General features: G+C 67.8%; 14 protein-coding genes and 1 pseudogene. 6 read left to right on the forward strand and 9 right to left on the reverse strand.

Going from position 1 to position 13940, the window contains the following annotated elements; translation table 11 throughout:
• Positions 1–108: 108 nt before the first annotated feature.
• On the reverse strand, positions 109–651 hold the full coding sequence (locus tag N0B31_RS02010; RefSeq protein ID WP_260594118.1) for a type IV pilin domain-containing protein: 543 nt from the start codon (positions 649–651) through the stop codon (positions 109–111).
• 52 nt (positions 652–703) lie between these two features.
• On the reverse strand, positions 704–1147 hold the full coding sequence (locus N0B31_RS02015; RefSeq protein WP_260594119.1) for a hypothetical protein: 444 nt from the start codon (positions 1145–1147) through the stop codon (positions 704–706).
• 111 nt (positions 1148–1258) lie between these two features.
• Between N0B31_RS02015 and N0B31_RS02020 the strand changes: the two genes are divergently transcribed.
• The 5 genes from N0B31_RS02020 to N0B31_RS02040 all read left to right on the forward strand — a co-directional run bounded on the left by N0B31_RS02020 (position 1259) and on the right by N0B31_RS02040 (position 6369).
• Positions 1259–1888: a class I SAM-dependent methyltransferase gene (locus N0B31_RS02020; protein ID WP_260594120.1), complete on the forward strand. Its 630-nt coding sequence runs from the start codon at positions 1259–1261 to the stop codon at positions 1886–1888.
• A gap of 55 nt (positions 1889–1943) precedes the next feature.
• The gene (locus N0B31_RS02025) at positions 1944–2636 is read left to right on the forward strand and encodes an HAD family hydrolase (RefSeq protein WP_260594121.1); all 693 of its coding nucleotides are present in this window, start codon (positions 1944–1946) and stop codon (positions 2634–2636) included.
• A gap of 90 nt (positions 2637–2726) precedes the next feature.
• On the forward strand, positions 2727–3494 hold the full coding sequence (gene coxB, locus N0B31_RS02030) for a cytochrome c oxidase subunit II (protein ID WP_260594122.1): 768 nt from the start codon (positions 2727–2729) through the stop codon (positions 3492–3494).
• Positions 3491–6052 carry a cbb3-type cytochrome c oxidase subunit I gene (locus tag N0B31_RS02035; RefSeq protein ID WP_260594123.1) on the forward strand — a complete coding sequence of 854 codons (2562 nt, stop codon included), beginning with the start codon at positions 3491–3493 and terminating at the stop codon, positions 6050–6052. Before coxB ends, N0B31_RS02035 begins: the two co-directional genes overlap by 4 nt.
• 50 nt (positions 6053–6102) lie before the next feature.
• A complete protein-coding gene (locus N0B31_RS02040) occupies positions 6103–6369 on the forward strand; it encodes a cytochrome C oxidase subunit IV family protein (RefSeq protein ID WP_260594124.1) in 267 nt (88 codons plus the stop codon).
• 855 nt (positions 6370–7224) lie between these two features.
• Here the strand turns inward: N0B31_RS02040 and N0B31_RS02045 are convergent.
• The 5 genes from N0B31_RS02045 to trpA all read right to left on the reverse strand — a co-directional run bounded on the left by N0B31_RS02045 (position 7225) and on the right by trpA (position 10412).
• The gene (locus N0B31_RS02045; RefSeq protein WP_260594125.1) at positions 7225–7518 is read right to left on the reverse strand and encodes a DUF7410 domain-containing protein; all 294 of its coding nucleotides are present in this window, start codon (positions 7516–7518) and stop codon (positions 7225–7227) included.
• The gene (locus N0B31_RS02050; protein ID WP_260594126.1) at positions 7518–8192 is read right to left on the reverse strand and encodes a DUF7546 family protein; all 675 of its coding nucleotides are present in this window, start codon (positions 8190–8192) and stop codon (positions 7518–7520) included. Before N0B31_RS02050 ends, N0B31_RS02045 begins: the two co-directional genes overlap by 1 nt.
• Entirely contained in the window at positions 8192–8626 is a 435-nt protein-coding gene (locus N0B31_RS02055) for a hypothetical protein (RefSeq protein WP_260594127.1), read from the reverse strand. The genes N0B31_RS02050 and N0B31_RS02055 overlap by 1 nt, the downstream gene beginning before the upstream one ends.
• 100 nt (positions 8627–8726) lie before the next feature.
• Positions 8727–9521, reverse strand: a complete 795-nt coding sequence (locus N0B31_RS02060) for a 2-amino-3,7-dideoxy-D-threo-hept-6-ulosonate synthase (protein ID WP_260594128.1) — start codon at positions 9519–9521, stop codon at positions 8727–8729.
• A 27-nt stretch (positions 9522–9548) separates the two neighbouring features.
• Complete coding sequence (gene trpA / locus N0B31_RS02065; RefSeq protein ID WP_260594129.1) at positions 9549–10412, reverse strand: tryptophan synthase subunit alpha; 864 nt, start codon at positions 10410–10412, stop codon at positions 9549–9551.
• A 197-nt stretch (positions 10413–10609) separates the two neighbouring features.
• On the opposite strand from trpA, the pseudogene N0B31_RS02070 reads away from it, so the two are divergent.
• Positions 10610–11839: pseudogene (locus N0B31_RS02070) on the forward strand (RNA-guided endonuclease InsQ/TnpB family protein).
• Between the two features lie 11 nt (positions 11840–11850).
• On the opposite strand, the gene trpB reads toward N0B31_RS02070, so the two are convergent.
• Both trpB and trpC read right to left on the reverse strand, forming a co-directional pair.
• A complete protein-coding gene (gene trpB, locus N0B31_RS02075) occupies positions 11851–13098 on the reverse strand; it encodes a tryptophan synthase subunit beta (protein ID WP_260594130.1) in 1248 nt (415 codons plus the stop codon).
• Positions 13095–13868 carry an indole-3-glycerol phosphate synthase gene (gene trpC / locus N0B31_RS02080; RefSeq protein WP_260594131.1) on the reverse strand — a complete coding sequence of 258 codons (774 nt, stop codon included), beginning with the start codon at positions 13866–13868 and terminating at the stop codon, positions 13095–13097. The genes trpB and trpC overlap by 4 nt, the downstream gene beginning before the upstream one ends.
• Between the last annotated feature and the right edge of the window lie 72 nt (positions 13869–13940).

The following is a 13940-nucleotide window of genomic DNA, read 5'->3' on the forward strand; positions in this document are numbered from 1 at the left end:
CAGGCCGTCGAGTGCCGGCTGGGGCGACGCTGCACCCGATTCGGCGGAACGCACCGTTGGAGGGCGGGACGTCTGCGAACCGGTCCACGCCGAGAAAACCGCCTCGGGTTACACCTCGTACCTGAACAGGACGACCGAACTCTCGCCGACGACGCTGCTCGGTGCCTCGCCACCCTGGTCGTCCTTGTCGACCTCCCGGGGGTTCCAGACGAGTCGGAGCGTCACCCCGTCCAGTTCGTCCGGGTCACTCCCGTAGTCCCCTGCAAGTACCTCGATGGTCTCGCCTGCTTCCCACGTCTCGCCGATTCCGACCTGGCCGTTCCCCTCGTCCAGTTTCTCTCCCGTCGTCGCGAAGTCCTGGTTGGGGTCGTTGTTGGACCCCCCGAGGTCGACCGGCCGGTCGGCGACGAGCAACAACTTATCGAGCGCGATCGGCTCTCCCGCGCTGTGCGTCACCAACAGGAGGTCGTTCCCCTCGTCGTTCTCGACGAGGTCGAACTCGAATGTCGCGGTCGGCCCGGGCGACTGGAGTCCGCGCTGTTGTGTGAAGACGAATCCTGCCACCGCCGCCGAGAGGACGACGGTCACCCCCACGATTATCACGACACCGATGACCGGCGACACTGCCCGGTCCCCACCTCGCGTACCCATAGCACAACCGTTACGAGTACGACCACAACGCTCTTTCGCTCGTGACTGTCGTTCAGAGCCGTCCCGCCGCCGTCGAGCGGGCGAACTCCCGCCAGTGGCGCAGGCCCCAGTAGCCGAGACCGGTCCCGATGAGGCCGGCGGCGACGAAGTAGAGGAACAGCTCGGAGAGCACCACCTCGCTGGGGTTGTCGCTGGCGAACACCATCCCCTCGCCGGCCAGCGAGACGAGGACGAACACCACGAGGGCGACGCCGCTCGCGGTGGCGAGGATGGACCGCCCGTCCGCTCGCTCGCCGTAGCGCTGTTCGCTCAGGACCACCACGCCGACGAACCCCACCGCCATCGCCAGCACGTAGAACGGGAGTCGTGTCCCCACCTCGGCGTTGCCCCCCGAGAGCAGTGCCACCACGCCGATGAACGTCGCGGTCAGGACGAGCGTCGAGACGGCGACGACCCCCACCAGCCGGGCGATACGCTCCCGGTTCGAACCGTTCATGATTGGACTGTCCTCGCCCGGAGAATAGCGCTTTCGGGTCGTCGGACGCAGGTCCGACGACGGCTCACGCCCGACCCGAAGACCCTTGCCGGGTCGTCCAGTCGCCCCGGCATGGACGACGGAGCCCGCGAGGGTCACCGGACGACGGTCCAGCGTGGCTACGACGCGCTGGCTGGCCGCTACGACGAGCAGCGCTCGGGGGCTGGCCGGGGCGGCGAACTGGTCCGCGAACTCGGGGCGACCCTGCCCCCGGACTCGCGTATCCTCGACGCCGGCTGTGGTGCGGGCGTCCCCGTCGCGGCGACGCTGAGCGAGCGCCACCGCGTCGTCGGCCTCGACCTCTCGCGGGGGATGCTCGACCGGGCCGCGGCGAACGTCCCGGCCGCGCGCCTCGTCCAGGGTGACCTGACGCGGCTCCCGTTCGCCGACGGGGCGTTCGACGCACTCGTCTCGTACTACGCCGTCATCCACGTCCCGCGCGAGGAACACGACACGGTGTTCGCGGAGTTCGCCCGCGTCCTCCGGCCGGGTGGGCGGGCGCTGCTCGTCCTCGGGTCGGCCGACTGGGAGGGCGAGAACGACGACTGGCAGGAGTGGGGCGAGCCGATGCGCTGGTCGTTCTGGGGGCCCGAGCGGAACCGCGAACTGCTCGCGGCGGCGGGGTTCGACCTCGTCGACGCGGAGACCGTCGACGACGAGCTCGGCGGCACGTTCGAACACGTCACGGTGCGACGCCCGTGAGGCGCGCGCACGGCGTCGGGAAACGCTCTTGACCGGTGGTCCCCTCCCTACGGGTGTGAACGGTCCCTCCACCCCCGTCGAGACCGTGCTGTTCGACCTCGACGGGACGCTGTTGACCTACGACCAGGACCCGCAGACGCTCATCGCCGAGACGTACGACCTCGCGGGCGTCGACCCATTCTGTGGCCCGAGCGACCTGTGGTCGCTGGCGGACCGCGTCGGCGACGTCGAGAGCGACCACGAGTTCCTCACCGAGCTGTGGGGCGTCGCGGCCGCCGAACACGGCGGACCGGCCGACCGGGCGGCGCACGAGGCGCTCGCCCGTGGCCACGAGACGGCGGTCGACCACACCGCCGTCTCGCTGCGGCCGGGGGCCGAGACGGCGCTCGAGGTCGTCACCGACGGCGGCCACGACGTCGGCGTCGTCACCAACGGGTCTCGCCGGACCCAGATCCAGAAACTCGACGCGCTCTCGCTCGCCGACCGCTTCGAGACGGTCGTCTACGCCGGCGAGGACACCGCGCCGAAACCGAACCGCGAGCCGTTCGACCTCGCGCTCTCGCGACTCGACGCCCGGCACGAGACGAGTCTCTACGTCGGGAACTCGCTCGAACACGACGTGGTCGGAGCCCAGCGTGCGGGCCTCGCGGCGGCGTGGTACCCCGGTCCCTACGACCCGACCGACCCCGGCCACCACACCCCCGACCACCACCTCGGGACGCTCGCCGACCTCCGAGACCTCCTGTAGCGGCCCTGCCGCGCTCGTTCTTCCTGCCGAACTCCCGTCGCCAGCGGGGCAACAGTTATCTGGGAGTGTGCAGAAAGCGGCAAGCGAGACATGACCGACGTTGACACGGCGCACGCAGTCCTGCAGTCGGGACTGGTGCCACGTGGGACGCGCGTGGAGGTGTTCGACACCATCTTCACCGTCTTCCTGGTACTGGGGACGGCGGTCGGCGTCGTCGTCATCGGGTACATGCTCTACAACGGGTACAAGTACCGCGACGGGGTCGAACGCGAGGAGGTGAAGAAGGCCGACGCGGACCGCCCGACCCTCGGCGAACTCCCGACGGGTGGCGGCGGTGGCCGGAAACTGTTCCTCTCGTTCGCCCTCAGCACCATCGTCGTCGTCTCGCTCGTCCTGTGGACCTACGCGACGCTACTGTACGTCGAGGGCGGCGCACAGGCCCAGCCGCAGGACCCCATCGACGTGGAGGTGGTCGGCATCCAGTTCGCCTGGAGGTTCACCTACGAGAACGGCCACCAGGAGCTGGGCACCCTGCGCGTCCCCGAGGACCGCGCGATACGGTTGAACGTCACGAGCGACGACGTGTTCCACAACTTCGGAGCGCCCGCCTTGCGCGTGAAGACCGACGCCATCCCGGGCCAGCGGACGACGACGTGGTTCATCGGTGAGGACCCCGGGACCTACCAGGCGAAGTGTTACGAACTCTGTGGGGTCGGCCACTCCTCCATGAACGCCGACATCGTCGTGATGGAACCCGCGGAGTACGAGGAGTGGTACGCGAGCACGGGCGGTGAGACCAACGACACGGCGAACGAGAGTGCCAGTCTCGTCGGCGCCCGGGGGGTGAGTCCGGTATGAGCGACGACCCGGGGACGGACTCGGAGGCCGACCTCCGTTCCGACGGGGGGACGGCACACCACGAGGACGACCACCACTTCCCGCCGCGGACCTCCGTCCGCCGGTGGCTGGTCACGACGAACCACAAGGACATCGGCATCCTCTACGTCGTCACGAGCCTGTTCTTCCTCGTCTTCGGTGGGCTCCTCGCCCTGCTCATCCGCACCCAGATGTGGTCGCCCGGTGGGACCGTCCTGTCCGGGTTGGCGTACAACCAGACCGTCTCGACCCACGGGCTCATCATGGTGTTCTGGTTCCTCTCGCCGTTCGCGTTCGGCTTCGCGAACTACATCGTCCCGCTCCAGATCGGGGCGAAGGACCTCGCGTTCCCGCGGCTGAACGCCCTGTCGTACTGGCTCTACCTCGCCAGCGGCATCCTGCTGGGCGTCTCGTTCTTCCAGGGCGCCTCGTTCGCGGGCGGGTGGACGATGTACGCGCCGCTGAACGTGCCGACGTTCACCCCACAGGTGGGCGCGAGCACGGCCGTCCTCGCGCTGCTCCTGTTCGTCGTCTCGGTCACCGTCTCCTCGGTCAACTTCCTGACGACGATGCACCGGATGCGCGCGGAGGGGCTCACCCTGCGGAACCTCCCGCTGTTCACGTGGTCCATCCTCCTGACCGTGTGGATGATGCTGTTCGCGTTCGCGGCGCTGCTGGCGGCGCTGATGGTCCTCTCGGCGGACCGCCTGCTCGGGACGCTCTACTTCGCCACGGAGTCGCCCGGCGGGTCGATGCTCTGGACGCACCTGTTCTGGTTCTTCGGTCACCCGGAGGTGTACATCGTCTTCTTCCCCGCGCTCGGGGCGATGGCCGAGATGTTCCAGACGTTCACCGGCCGGCGCATCGTCGGGCGCAAGTGGTTCATCGCGGCGATGGTGCTCGTCGCCCTGCAGTCGTTCATCGTCTGGATGCACCACATGTTCCTGACGAGCATCAACCTCGAGGTGAAGACGCTGTTCATGGCGACGACCATCGGCATCTCGCTCCCGTTCGACCTGATGGTGTTCGCGCTCATCTACACCACGTTGAAGGGGCGCATCCGGTGGAACACGCCGTTCCTCTTCGCGTTCGGCGCGCTCCTGGTGTTCATCATCGGCGGCATCACCGGGGTGTTCCTCGGGGCGGTCGTGCTGGACTACGAGTTCCGCGGCACCTACTGGGTCGTCGCGCACTTCCACTACGTGATGGTCGGCGGCGTCACCGGCCTCGTCGGGGCGCTCTACTACTGGTTCCCGAAGATGACCGGGAAGATGTACGACGAGTTCCTCGGCCGGGTCCACTTCGCCCTGTACATCGTCGGGTTCAATCTGCTCTACTTCCCGATGTTCCTCGCGTGGGAGACGCCCCGCCGGGTGTTCGACTACGCGCCGGACCTGCTGCCGTGGCACCGCCTCGCCACCGTCGGTGGGTTCCTGCTTGGCCTCTCGTTCCTCGTGATGTTCTACAACCTCTACCGGAGTCTGTACGAGGGTGAGGACGCCGCCGGCAACCCGTGGGAGTACTCGACGACGGCCGAGTGGGCGGTCGACTCACCCCCGCCACTGGAGAACTTCCCCGGGCTGCCGACGTACCGCGACGGCTCGCTCTCGTACCGTGACGAGTCGAACGTGGCCGCCTCCGCTGCGACCGACGGGGGTACTGCAGAGGCCAGCACGGTCGACTCGGGCGGCATCGTCACCAGGGGTGACCTGCTGCCGGAGCCCGAGACGTCCTCCGCGACACTCGTGGACCCCGGGGACGAGGAGGCGAGTCACGCGAGTCTCTGGCCGTTCCTCGTGAGTGTCGGGGCGATGGTGACCATCCTCGGGCTGTCGGGGCTCCAGAGCGGGTCCTTCCCGGACGGGATGGCCGGCGGGGCCTACGCCGGCACCGCGCTCGCCGGTGGCCTCATCACGCTCGGGTCGCTCGTCGGGATGGGTGCCGAGCAGTTCCACGCCCCGGAGATGGCGCTCGCCGAGCGCTGGCCGTTCGCCGGCGTCGAGAACACGAAACTGGGGATGTGGATCTTCCTCGCCTCCGACGTGGTGCTGTTCGGGGCGTTCATCGGCTCGTACATCTTCGTCCGGTTCGCGTTCGGCTGGACCGACTGGCACCCCATCCCACACAACTCCCTGCCGGGGCTCGTCAACACCTACCTCCTCCTGACGAGTTCGTTCACCGTCATCCTCGCGCTGGTGGCGGCCCGTCGCGAGAGCCGGAAGGGCGTGCTGGCGAGTCTCCTCGCCACGTTCCTGCTCGGCGTCGGCTTCCTCATCAACAAGGGCATCGAGTGGCAGGAACTGCTCCACGAGGGCGTCTGGATCGACTCGAACGTCCGGGCCTCGACGTTCTTCCTGACCACGGGCCTGCACGCGGGCCACGTCGTCGCGGGACTGATCGTCACGCTCTACCTCGTCTGGCGGGCGTACAACGGGGCGTACGTCGACGGGAACGAGGGGTCGATCGAGTACTTCGGGCTCTACTGGCACTTCGTCGACATCGTCTGGCTGTTCCTGTTCCCGCTGTTCTACATCCTGTAGTCCACGACCACCGAATCCGACCAACCAAACCCAAACACCGACACAAACCGATGGCATCCACCAAACTGTACGCGATAATCTACGTCGTGTTGTTCGTGATGGCGACCGTCCAGGTGCTCGTCGAGTTCGCGTTCATCGACCAGTACTACTGGGCCGCGTTCTGGGCCATCATCGTCCTGTCGGCCGTGAAGGCCGTCGTCGTCGCGGGCTACTACCAGCACCTGTTCTACGAGCCACGCTCGCTGAGCTATCTCGTCGGCATCGGGTTGCTGGCGGCGCTCGCGCTGACCATCGCCGCGAGCTACTCGATAACGTAGTCGGCGGTCGAACGCGACTCCGACGTCACGGTGCAGTGGCTGAAGGTAACGACCCGAGCAGTCGCGCTCGCCTCCGGACGAGCGCCCGCACGCGAGGGGTGGTGTCCTGCTGTGAGCGCGGGCCGAGCACAGCGAGGCCGGCGCGTCTGTGGTGCGGTTCACTCCGTCCTGCACTTGCGTCCCCGCTCGCTGTCACCATCGAGGACGAAACTCCCCTCACCCGACGAACACAGCGACCTTACGGAGAATCGAGGAGAAAGCCCCGTGTTTTAGTGTGGCGATGAATCCGACAATTCCTCAGCAACCGAGCTGAACAAGTATCTTGGCGTCGTACCGTGTGGTAAGACAACTCGCGTAAACTCTCAATCGGAAGAACAGGGGTCACTTCCCGCTGATGCGGACGGTTCCACGCCCACCACCGGCACCCCCGGTGGGGAGTACGTGGTTCGGACTCGTTCGCCGTCTTCACACTACCCCTCCCCGTCACTGGAGACGGTCGGCAACGACCGCGCACACGAGGGGGCGACAGCACACCAAAATACACCCCGTTCGCGGTTGCACTCCGCCCTCGTCGGTGGATTACGGTCGATGGCACGGCCCGTGTCCACCCACGTTCCAACCGTGGGTGGTTGCCCGGTATTCAGACGCTTCGCGGTGAAGCGGTATCGGGTACGGCACAAGCGGATACCGCGTCCGTCTCGGACGCTGAATACGCCGCACCCTCGTTTCGAGGGCCAACGTGTAGCGCACGATTCCGGTACTCATCCACCGTGGATGGGGAAGTTGCCCTCGGGGGAGCGTTGGACGGCCCGACGCCCCACGAAGGAATCCTCGCGCTTCAGTGCGGGGTGGATGTCAAACCCCGAAAACCATGTACCCCAGCACGAACACCGCCCACGTCGTCGACAGCGCCGCGACCACCTTCAGGTGGTAGACGAACAGTTCCTCGCTCTCGGCTTCGTCGGCCGCCTCGTAGGCCTCGCGCTCCGTGGCGTCCAGGTCTTCCCCGTGTTCTACCCCGAGGTGCAGGTGGTAGTAGCGCGTCCGCCTGAACGGCCGGCTGCAGTAGACACAGACCGCCACCGGCGGCTCCTCGGCGGTCACGTCGGCCGTCTCGCCCGCCCACTCGGACTCCGGCTCCGCGGCCATCACCCACCTCCCGGCCGCCACGAGAGGGCGACCACGGCGAGGAGGAATGCGGCCGTCGAGACGTCGAGGGGGTACGCGGTCGCCGTCGCGGCGACACCCGCCAACAGCCCCCCGCCGCTCGCGAGCGAGGCGAGGAGCGGGAACGCACACCCGACGCAGGTCACGACGCCGAGCGCGCCCGAGACGGCACGCAGGCTCCCCACCGAGGCGTCACGGATGGCGGCCGACAGCAGGTACGCGAGCGCGGCGTACCCCACGACGCGGTAGGGGACGACGTAGACGTGGAACCACGACCCGACGTAGCCGACGCGCGGGCCGTAGCCCGGCGAGGCCATCGTCACCTGCCAGCCGTGGATGTGGGTGTGGGCGTGGTCCGGCCCGAAGACGGCGAGCAGCCCGCCCAGGAACGCCAGCGCGAGGAAGTAGCCCACGCCGGCGAAGTCGGCGAGGTGGCGCGCCCAGTCCAGTGGGTCGGCGGGCGAGACGCGCCAGACGGCGTAGAGCGCGACGTTCATCCAGAGGAACGGGTAGAGGACGTACCGTGGATGGGTAACGGACGACGGGGTGAGGCCGAAGTACGCCAGCAGGACGAGCGCCTCGACGGCGAGCACGAGCGCGGCGCTCCGGGTGGGGAACTCGGCCGCGGGGAGCGAGCGGGCCGGCTCGGTCGCCATCAGGCGAGGAAGACGAGTTTCACGACCAGCGCCACGAGGAACAGCGTCCCGAGCGCCGTGGCTCCCTGCGCGGCGGCCATCGAACTCGGCCGGCCGCGGGACCGGGCGGCGAGGTACGTCCCGTAGAACACGTAGCCGACGACGACGAGGAGCGTCCCCCCGGCGAGCGCGGCGCCTGCCATCGTGACGGCGCTGCTCGGGAGCGCGAACCCGCCGACGAAGACGACGGCCCCACCGCCGAAGACGCCGACGAGCGTGAGGAAGCCGAGTATCCAGACCCGGGGGTCGTCGGCCAGTCGGCGGCCGAGCGACGGCCGCTCGGGGCCGTCCTCGAACCGGAAGCCGGAGCCCATCGCCCGGCCGACGGCCACGGCGACCCCCAGCAGGAGGCCGCCGGTCACCAGCGTGCTCAGGAGGTACGCGGCTTGTGCCATGTCAACACCTGTCGGTACCGATACTCGGCCGAACACAAGAATGTTCCGGCAGGAATGGCCGAGACCTGTGGCAACCCGACGCTGCCGGGGCCCCCTCAGCTCACAGTTCGACGGCGAGCCCCGCCTCGCGGAGGGCACTCTCGGCGTCGGCGTCGTCGTGGACCACCGCACTCACGGCGCGGGTGATGGCCTCGGGGTCCTCGTGCTGGAAGATGGTGCGACCCATCGAGACGCCGGCGCCGCCGCCGTCCATCGCGCCCCGTACGGCACGGAGCGACTCGAGGTCCGAATCCGGCTCCCCGCCAGCGATGACGACCGGCAGGCGGGTCGACTCGGTGACGCGCTCGAAAGAGTCCGGGTCGCCGGAGTAGGCCGTCTTGATGATGTCCGCGCCGAGCTCCTCGCCGAAGCGGGCGGCGTGGCCCAGCGCCTCGGCGTCGTGTTCGTCCACGCCCGGCCCGCGGGCGTACGTCATGGCGAGGACGGGCAGGCCGTAGTCGGCCGCCTCGCTCGTGAGTTCGGCGAGGTCCTCCATCTGCTTCGGTTCGTGGTTCGAGCCGACGTTGATGTGCAGGGAGACGGCGTCGGCCCCGGCACGGATGGCATCTTTCACGGTGCCGGTCACTCGTTTGTCGTTGGTGTCCGGCCCGACGACGGTGGAGGCGTTCAGGTGGACGATGTAGCCCGCGCCGTTGAGGTTCCCGTGGACGCGGGGGGCGATACCCTTCTGCGTCAGGACGCTGTCGGCCCCCCCCCGCGTGACGGCGTCGATGGTGGCTTCGATGTCGACGAGGCCCTTCACGGCCCCGAGTGTGATTCCGTGGTCCATCGGGACGACGACGTACCGGTCGTCTGTCCCGACGCGCGAGAGACGTGCAGCGAGTCCGGCGGTCATGGATGTGTCATAGTGTGGCAAGTGTGGTCATTTTCCTTCCGGTCGCGGCCGGGCTTGCGCGCCCTCGGCGGCGCCCGTCATCGCGCCTTCCTTGAGTTCTCGCGCGAGGTCGCGCAGGCGGTCCGCGACCCGTTCGGTCGAGTGATTCTCCTCGACGCCCTCGGCGACGATGTCGACGAGCGCCGAGCCGACGATGATGCCGTCGGCGCCCGCTGCGACCACGCGCTGGGCCTGTTCGCCCGACGAGATGCCGAAACCGACGGCCTTCGGGAGGTCGTAGTCGGCGAGGCGGCCGAGCGAGGACTCGGTCTGGTCCGAGACGTCGGCCCGCGCGCCGGTCACGCCCAGTCGCGCCTGGACGTAGAGGTAGCCAGAGGAGAGGTCGACCAGCCGCTGGAGTCGGTCCTCGCCGGTCGTCGGCGCGACGATGGAGACGAGGTCGAGACCGAACTCGTCGCAGGCCGCCCGGAGGTCACCGGCCTCCTCCGCGGGGAGGTCCGGGACGACGAACCCGTCGACACCGGCCTCGGCCGCCCGCTCCACGAACGCGCGCGGTCCCGGTTCGCCCGTCTCGGCCCGACCGAACTGGTAGAGGAGGTTGTAGTAGGTCATGCAGACGACGGGGACGGGAGCGTCCAGTTCCTCGACGAACTCGAAGTAACGCGTCGGGGTCATCCCGGCCTCGAGCGCGCGGACGACCGCACCCTGTATCGTCGGCCCCTCGGCGATGGGTTCGGAGAACGGCAGGCCGAGTTCCAGCACGTCCGCCCCACCCTCGATCAGCGCCTCGCAGTACGCCAGCGAGGCCTCGTAGTCCGGGTCACCCGCCGCGAGGTAGGGGACGAACGCGGCGCCCTCGTCCGAGAAGGCGTCGTCTATCTCGTCGGTCATAGAGACCTCGAGGTGGTTACCTGCGCCTTTAGGCGTCCCGAGAACGCCTCTGACATTCTCGTGGGCTGCACGAGACGCGGTGCGTCTCGTGAACGCAGGAGGAAACCGACATAGTTCTGGAACTGTTCTTTGTCGATGGCTGGTTGACTCCCCAACCGTATATTAGTGTTTAAGTACATCTGGTTTCTTGTGATAGTATGGGGGTCCGACGAACTGTCCCCGTCAAACTCGACGTGGATAGTACCGACGCAGCCCTCATCCGCGAAACGATACAGCAATTCCTCGATGCCGCGAACTACGTCGTAGACGTAGCGCAGAAAGGCGAGTGGGTCGAGACGCGCAAGTCCACGCTCCACGAGGAGACGTACCCGGTCGTCCGCGACCGCACCGACCTCCACAGCAACCACGTCCAGTCGGCTCGGGACCGTGCTGTGGATGCGCTCAAGAGTGTCGTGGCGAAGTGGAAGCAGGGCGAGTACGCCTCGCTCCCGACCTTCACGTCTCGGTTCTGTGAGTAGAACCAGCGTAACGCGACGTTTTACGACGACCACGCCACGCTGGCAACTGTCGATGGGCGCGTCACCGTCGAGTACGTCTTTCCCGACGAGAACCGCGACACGCCCCACTCGCAGTACCTTCTGGGCGGTGACTACGAGACGACCGGTGCTACCCTCCACGAACGAGAGGGTGAGTTCTACCTTCACATCCGAACAAAGGCAGATGTGGACGCCCCCGACCGCCCCGAGAACGGAACGGTTCTCGGCGTTGACCTCGGGGTCAAGAACGTCGCCGTCACTTCGACGGGGACGTTCTGGTCCGCTGATGAACTCAACCACTGGCACCGAGAGTACGAGAAGCGTCGTGGGTCGCTCGGACAGTGCGGGACTCGGTGGGCACACGAGAACATCCAGTCGGTCGGACGGGCGGAGACTGGACGGTTCGAGCAGACGCTCCACCGTGTCGCCAACAAGATCGTCGCTGAAGCCGTCGAGACGGGTTGTTCGTACATCGCCTTCGAGCGACTGACGAACATCCGTAAGCGGTTGCCACACGCGAAGTGGCACCATCTCTGGGCGTTCCGGCGGTTCACGAACTATGTCGAGTACAAGGCCGAGGCTCGTGGACTCACCGTCCGATTCGTGAACCCACAGTACACGAGTCAGCGGTGTTCGGCGTGTGGATTCACCCACGAGGGTAACCGCCAGACGCAGGAGTCGTTCGGATGTTTGGACTGTGGGTACGAGAACCACGCGGACTACAACGCGGCGAAGAATATCGGGCTGAAACTCCTTCGGAGCCAAACTGGAGCCGAGGGAGGCGCACCCGTAGGCGTGCGCTTGAACAGCGGGATGCTGAACACGAACGGGGTTGTTCCCGTACCGGATTCGGTTAGAGTGGGAGTCCATGCTGAATGCCACGGCCTTTAGTCAGTGGTAGCTTACTCGAAGACACCCATGCTCGGCGCGTTCGGGAGGTCGCGCCGCTCGGTCTCCTCGATGGCCGCCTCGAGGTCCTTGTCGCCACGGCCGGAGACGTTCACGACGACCGTCTCGCCGAGCGCCGTCGGGTCCTCGTGTTCCTCGAGGTAGGCGAGGGCGTGGGCCGTCTCCAGCGCGGGGATGATGCCCTCGTCCTGCGAGAGGCGGTGGAACGCCTCGAGCGCCGCGTCGTCGTCGACGTTCACGGCCTGGACGCGGCCGGTGTCGACGAGGTTGGCGAGTTCCGGCCCGACGCCGGCGTAGTCCAGCCCGGAGGAGACCGAGTGAGACTCCATGATCTGCCCGTCCCGGTCCTGCAGGACGCGGGTGCGAGCGCCGTGGAGGACCCCTTCGCTCCCGGTCGAGAGCGACGCGGAGTTCGGCGCGACGCCCTCCTCCTCGTCCACCGAGAGCGAGGAGCCGCCGGCCTCGACGGCGTAGAGGCCCACGCTCTCCGCTTCGACGAACTCGGAGAAGATACCCATCGTGTTCGAGCCGCCGCCCGCGCAGGCGACGACGGCGTCGGGCAGGCCGCCGGTCTGTTCCACCGACTGGCGCTTCGTTTCCTCGGCGATGATGCGGTGGAAGTCACGGACCATCACCGGGAACGGGTGGGGACCCACGACGCTCCCGATGACGTAGTGGGTGTTCTCGACGGTGGTCGCCCAGTCGCGCATCGTCTCCGAGATGGCCTCCTTCAGCGTCCCCCGGCCCGTGTCGACCGGGTTCACCTCGGCGCCGTTGATGCGCATCCGGAAGACGTTGGGCCGCTGGCGGTTCACGTCGCGCCGGCCCATGTACACCTCGCAGGGCATCCCGAGGTGGGCGGCGGCCATGGCCGTCGCGGTGCCGTGCTGGCCGGCGCCCGTCTCCGCGACGATGCGCTCTTTTCCCATGTACTTCGCCAGCAGGCACTGGCCGAGCGCGTTGTTGAGCTTGTGTGCCCCACCGTGGAGCAGGTCCTCGCGCTTCAGGTAGACCTCGACGCCGTAGCGCTCGCTGAGGTTGTCCGCGCGCTGAAGCGGGGTGGGTCGGCCGCCGAAGTCGCGGATACGCTGGCGGAACTCGTCCATGAACCCGTCCTCGTTCTCCAGCACGTAGCGCTCGTAGGCGTCGGTCAGTTCCTCTATCGCCGGCATCAGGGCCTCGGGGACGTACTGGCCCCCGTAGGGCCCGAACTTCCCGTCGGTGCGTGTCGACTCGCTCATTGTATCTCGTCCATCGGTGTGGTCAGTCGTTCAGTGTTCGCGCGGACGTCACCGTCCATTATCGCGGAGCCGACGAGCAGGCCGTCGGCCCCGGCCCGGCGCATCCGCGCGGCGTCCTCTCTTGTCGCTACGCCGCTCTCCGCTATCAGCGTGGCGTCCTCGGGGGCTTTCGCCCCCACCTCCTCAAACGTCCCGAGGTCGACCTCGAGCTTCCCGAGGTCGCGGTTGTTGACGCCGATCACGTCCGCGCCCGCCGCGACGGCGGCCGCCAGTTCGGACTCGGTGTGGACCTCGACGAGGACCCCGAAGCCGCGCTCGCGCGCCGCCGTCAGCATCGGTTCGAGTTGGTCCCCGAGGAACCGCGCGATGAGCAACACCACGTCGCTCTCGACGACGTCCAGTTGCGACTCGTGGAGCAGGAAGTCCTTCCGGAGGACCGGCACGTCGACGGCGGCCCGGACCCGCTCGAGCGTCTCTGCGCTCCCGCCGAAGTGCTCGGGTTCGGTGAGCACCGAGAGCGCCGTTGCCCCGCCGGCGACCATCTGTTCGGCCAGTTCCACCGGGTCGTCGGTCCGCTTGCCCTCAGTCGTCGGCGAGGTGGGCTTCACCTCGGCGATGACCGGGACGCGCCCGTCCGCCTCGGCCGCGGCGAGGGCGTCGGGCAACGACCTGGCGTCCGTCACGACGACCCGCTCTCCGCCACCCCCACGCTCGCGCGCCGCCGCCAGTATCGACGCGACGGCAGGCGCGAGTTGCTCGTCGGTGTCCATCTATGTTCATTGACGGACTCTTTTGGACATAAGAGTTGCGCCATCCGTGCCACGGTCACCCGTCCGCGGGCC

Source organism: Salinirubellus salinus, from assembly GCF_025231485.1.
Taxonomy (GTDB): Archaea; Halobacteriota; Halobacteria; order Halobacteriales; family Haloarculaceae; genus Salinirubellus; species Salinirubellus salinus.

Coding starts and splice junctions, on each gene's coding strand:
- N0B31_RS02010 (WP_260594118.1), bottom strand. CDS start 651: ATGGGTACGCGAGGTGGGGACCGGGCAGTGTCGCCGGTCATCGGTGTC.
- N0B31_RS02015 (WP_260594119.1), bottom strand. CDS start 1,147: ATGAACGGTTCGAACCGGGAGCGTATCGCCCGGCTGGTGGGGGTCGTC.
- N0B31_RS02020 (WP_260594120.1), top strand. CDS start 1,259: ATGGACGACGGAGCCCGCGAGGGTCACCGGACGACGGTCCAGCGTGGC.
- coxB (WP_260594122.1), top strand. CDS start 2,727: ATGACCGACGTTGACACGGCGCACGCAGTCCTGCAGTCGGGACTGGTG.
- N0B31_RS02035 (WP_260594123.1), top strand. CDS start 3,491: ATGAGCGACGACCCGGGGACGGACTCGGAGGCCGACCTCCGTTCCGAC.
- N0B31_RS02040 (WP_260594124.1), top strand. CDS start 6,103: ATGGCATCCACCAAACTGTACGCGATAATCTACGTCGTGTTGTTCGTG.
- N0B31_RS02045 (WP_260594125.1), bottom strand. CDS start 7,518: ATGGCCGCGGAGCCGGAGTCCGAGTGGGCGGGCGAGACGGCCGACGTG.
- N0B31_RS02050 (WP_260594126.1), bottom strand. CDS start 8,192: ATGGCGACCGAGCCGGCCCGCTCGCTCCCCGCGGCCGAGTTCCCCACC.
- N0B31_RS02055 (WP_260594127.1), bottom strand. CDS start 8,626: ATGGCACAAGCCGCGTACCTCCTGAGCACGCTGGTGACCGGCGGCCTC.
- N0B31_RS02060 (WP_260594128.1), bottom strand. CDS start 9,521: ATGACCGCCGGACTCGCTGCACGTCTCTCGCGCGTCGGGACAGACGAC.
- trpA (WP_260594129.1), bottom strand. CDS start 10,412: ATGACCGACGAGATAGACGACGCCTTCTCGGACGAGGGCGCCGCGTTC.
- trpB (WP_260594130.1), bottom strand. CDS start 13,098: ATGAGCGAGTCGACACGCACCGACGGGAAGTTCGGGCCCTACGGGGGC.
- trpC (WP_260594131.1), bottom strand. CDS start 13,868: ATGGACACCGACGAGCAACTCGCGCCTGCCGTCGCGTCGATACTGGCG.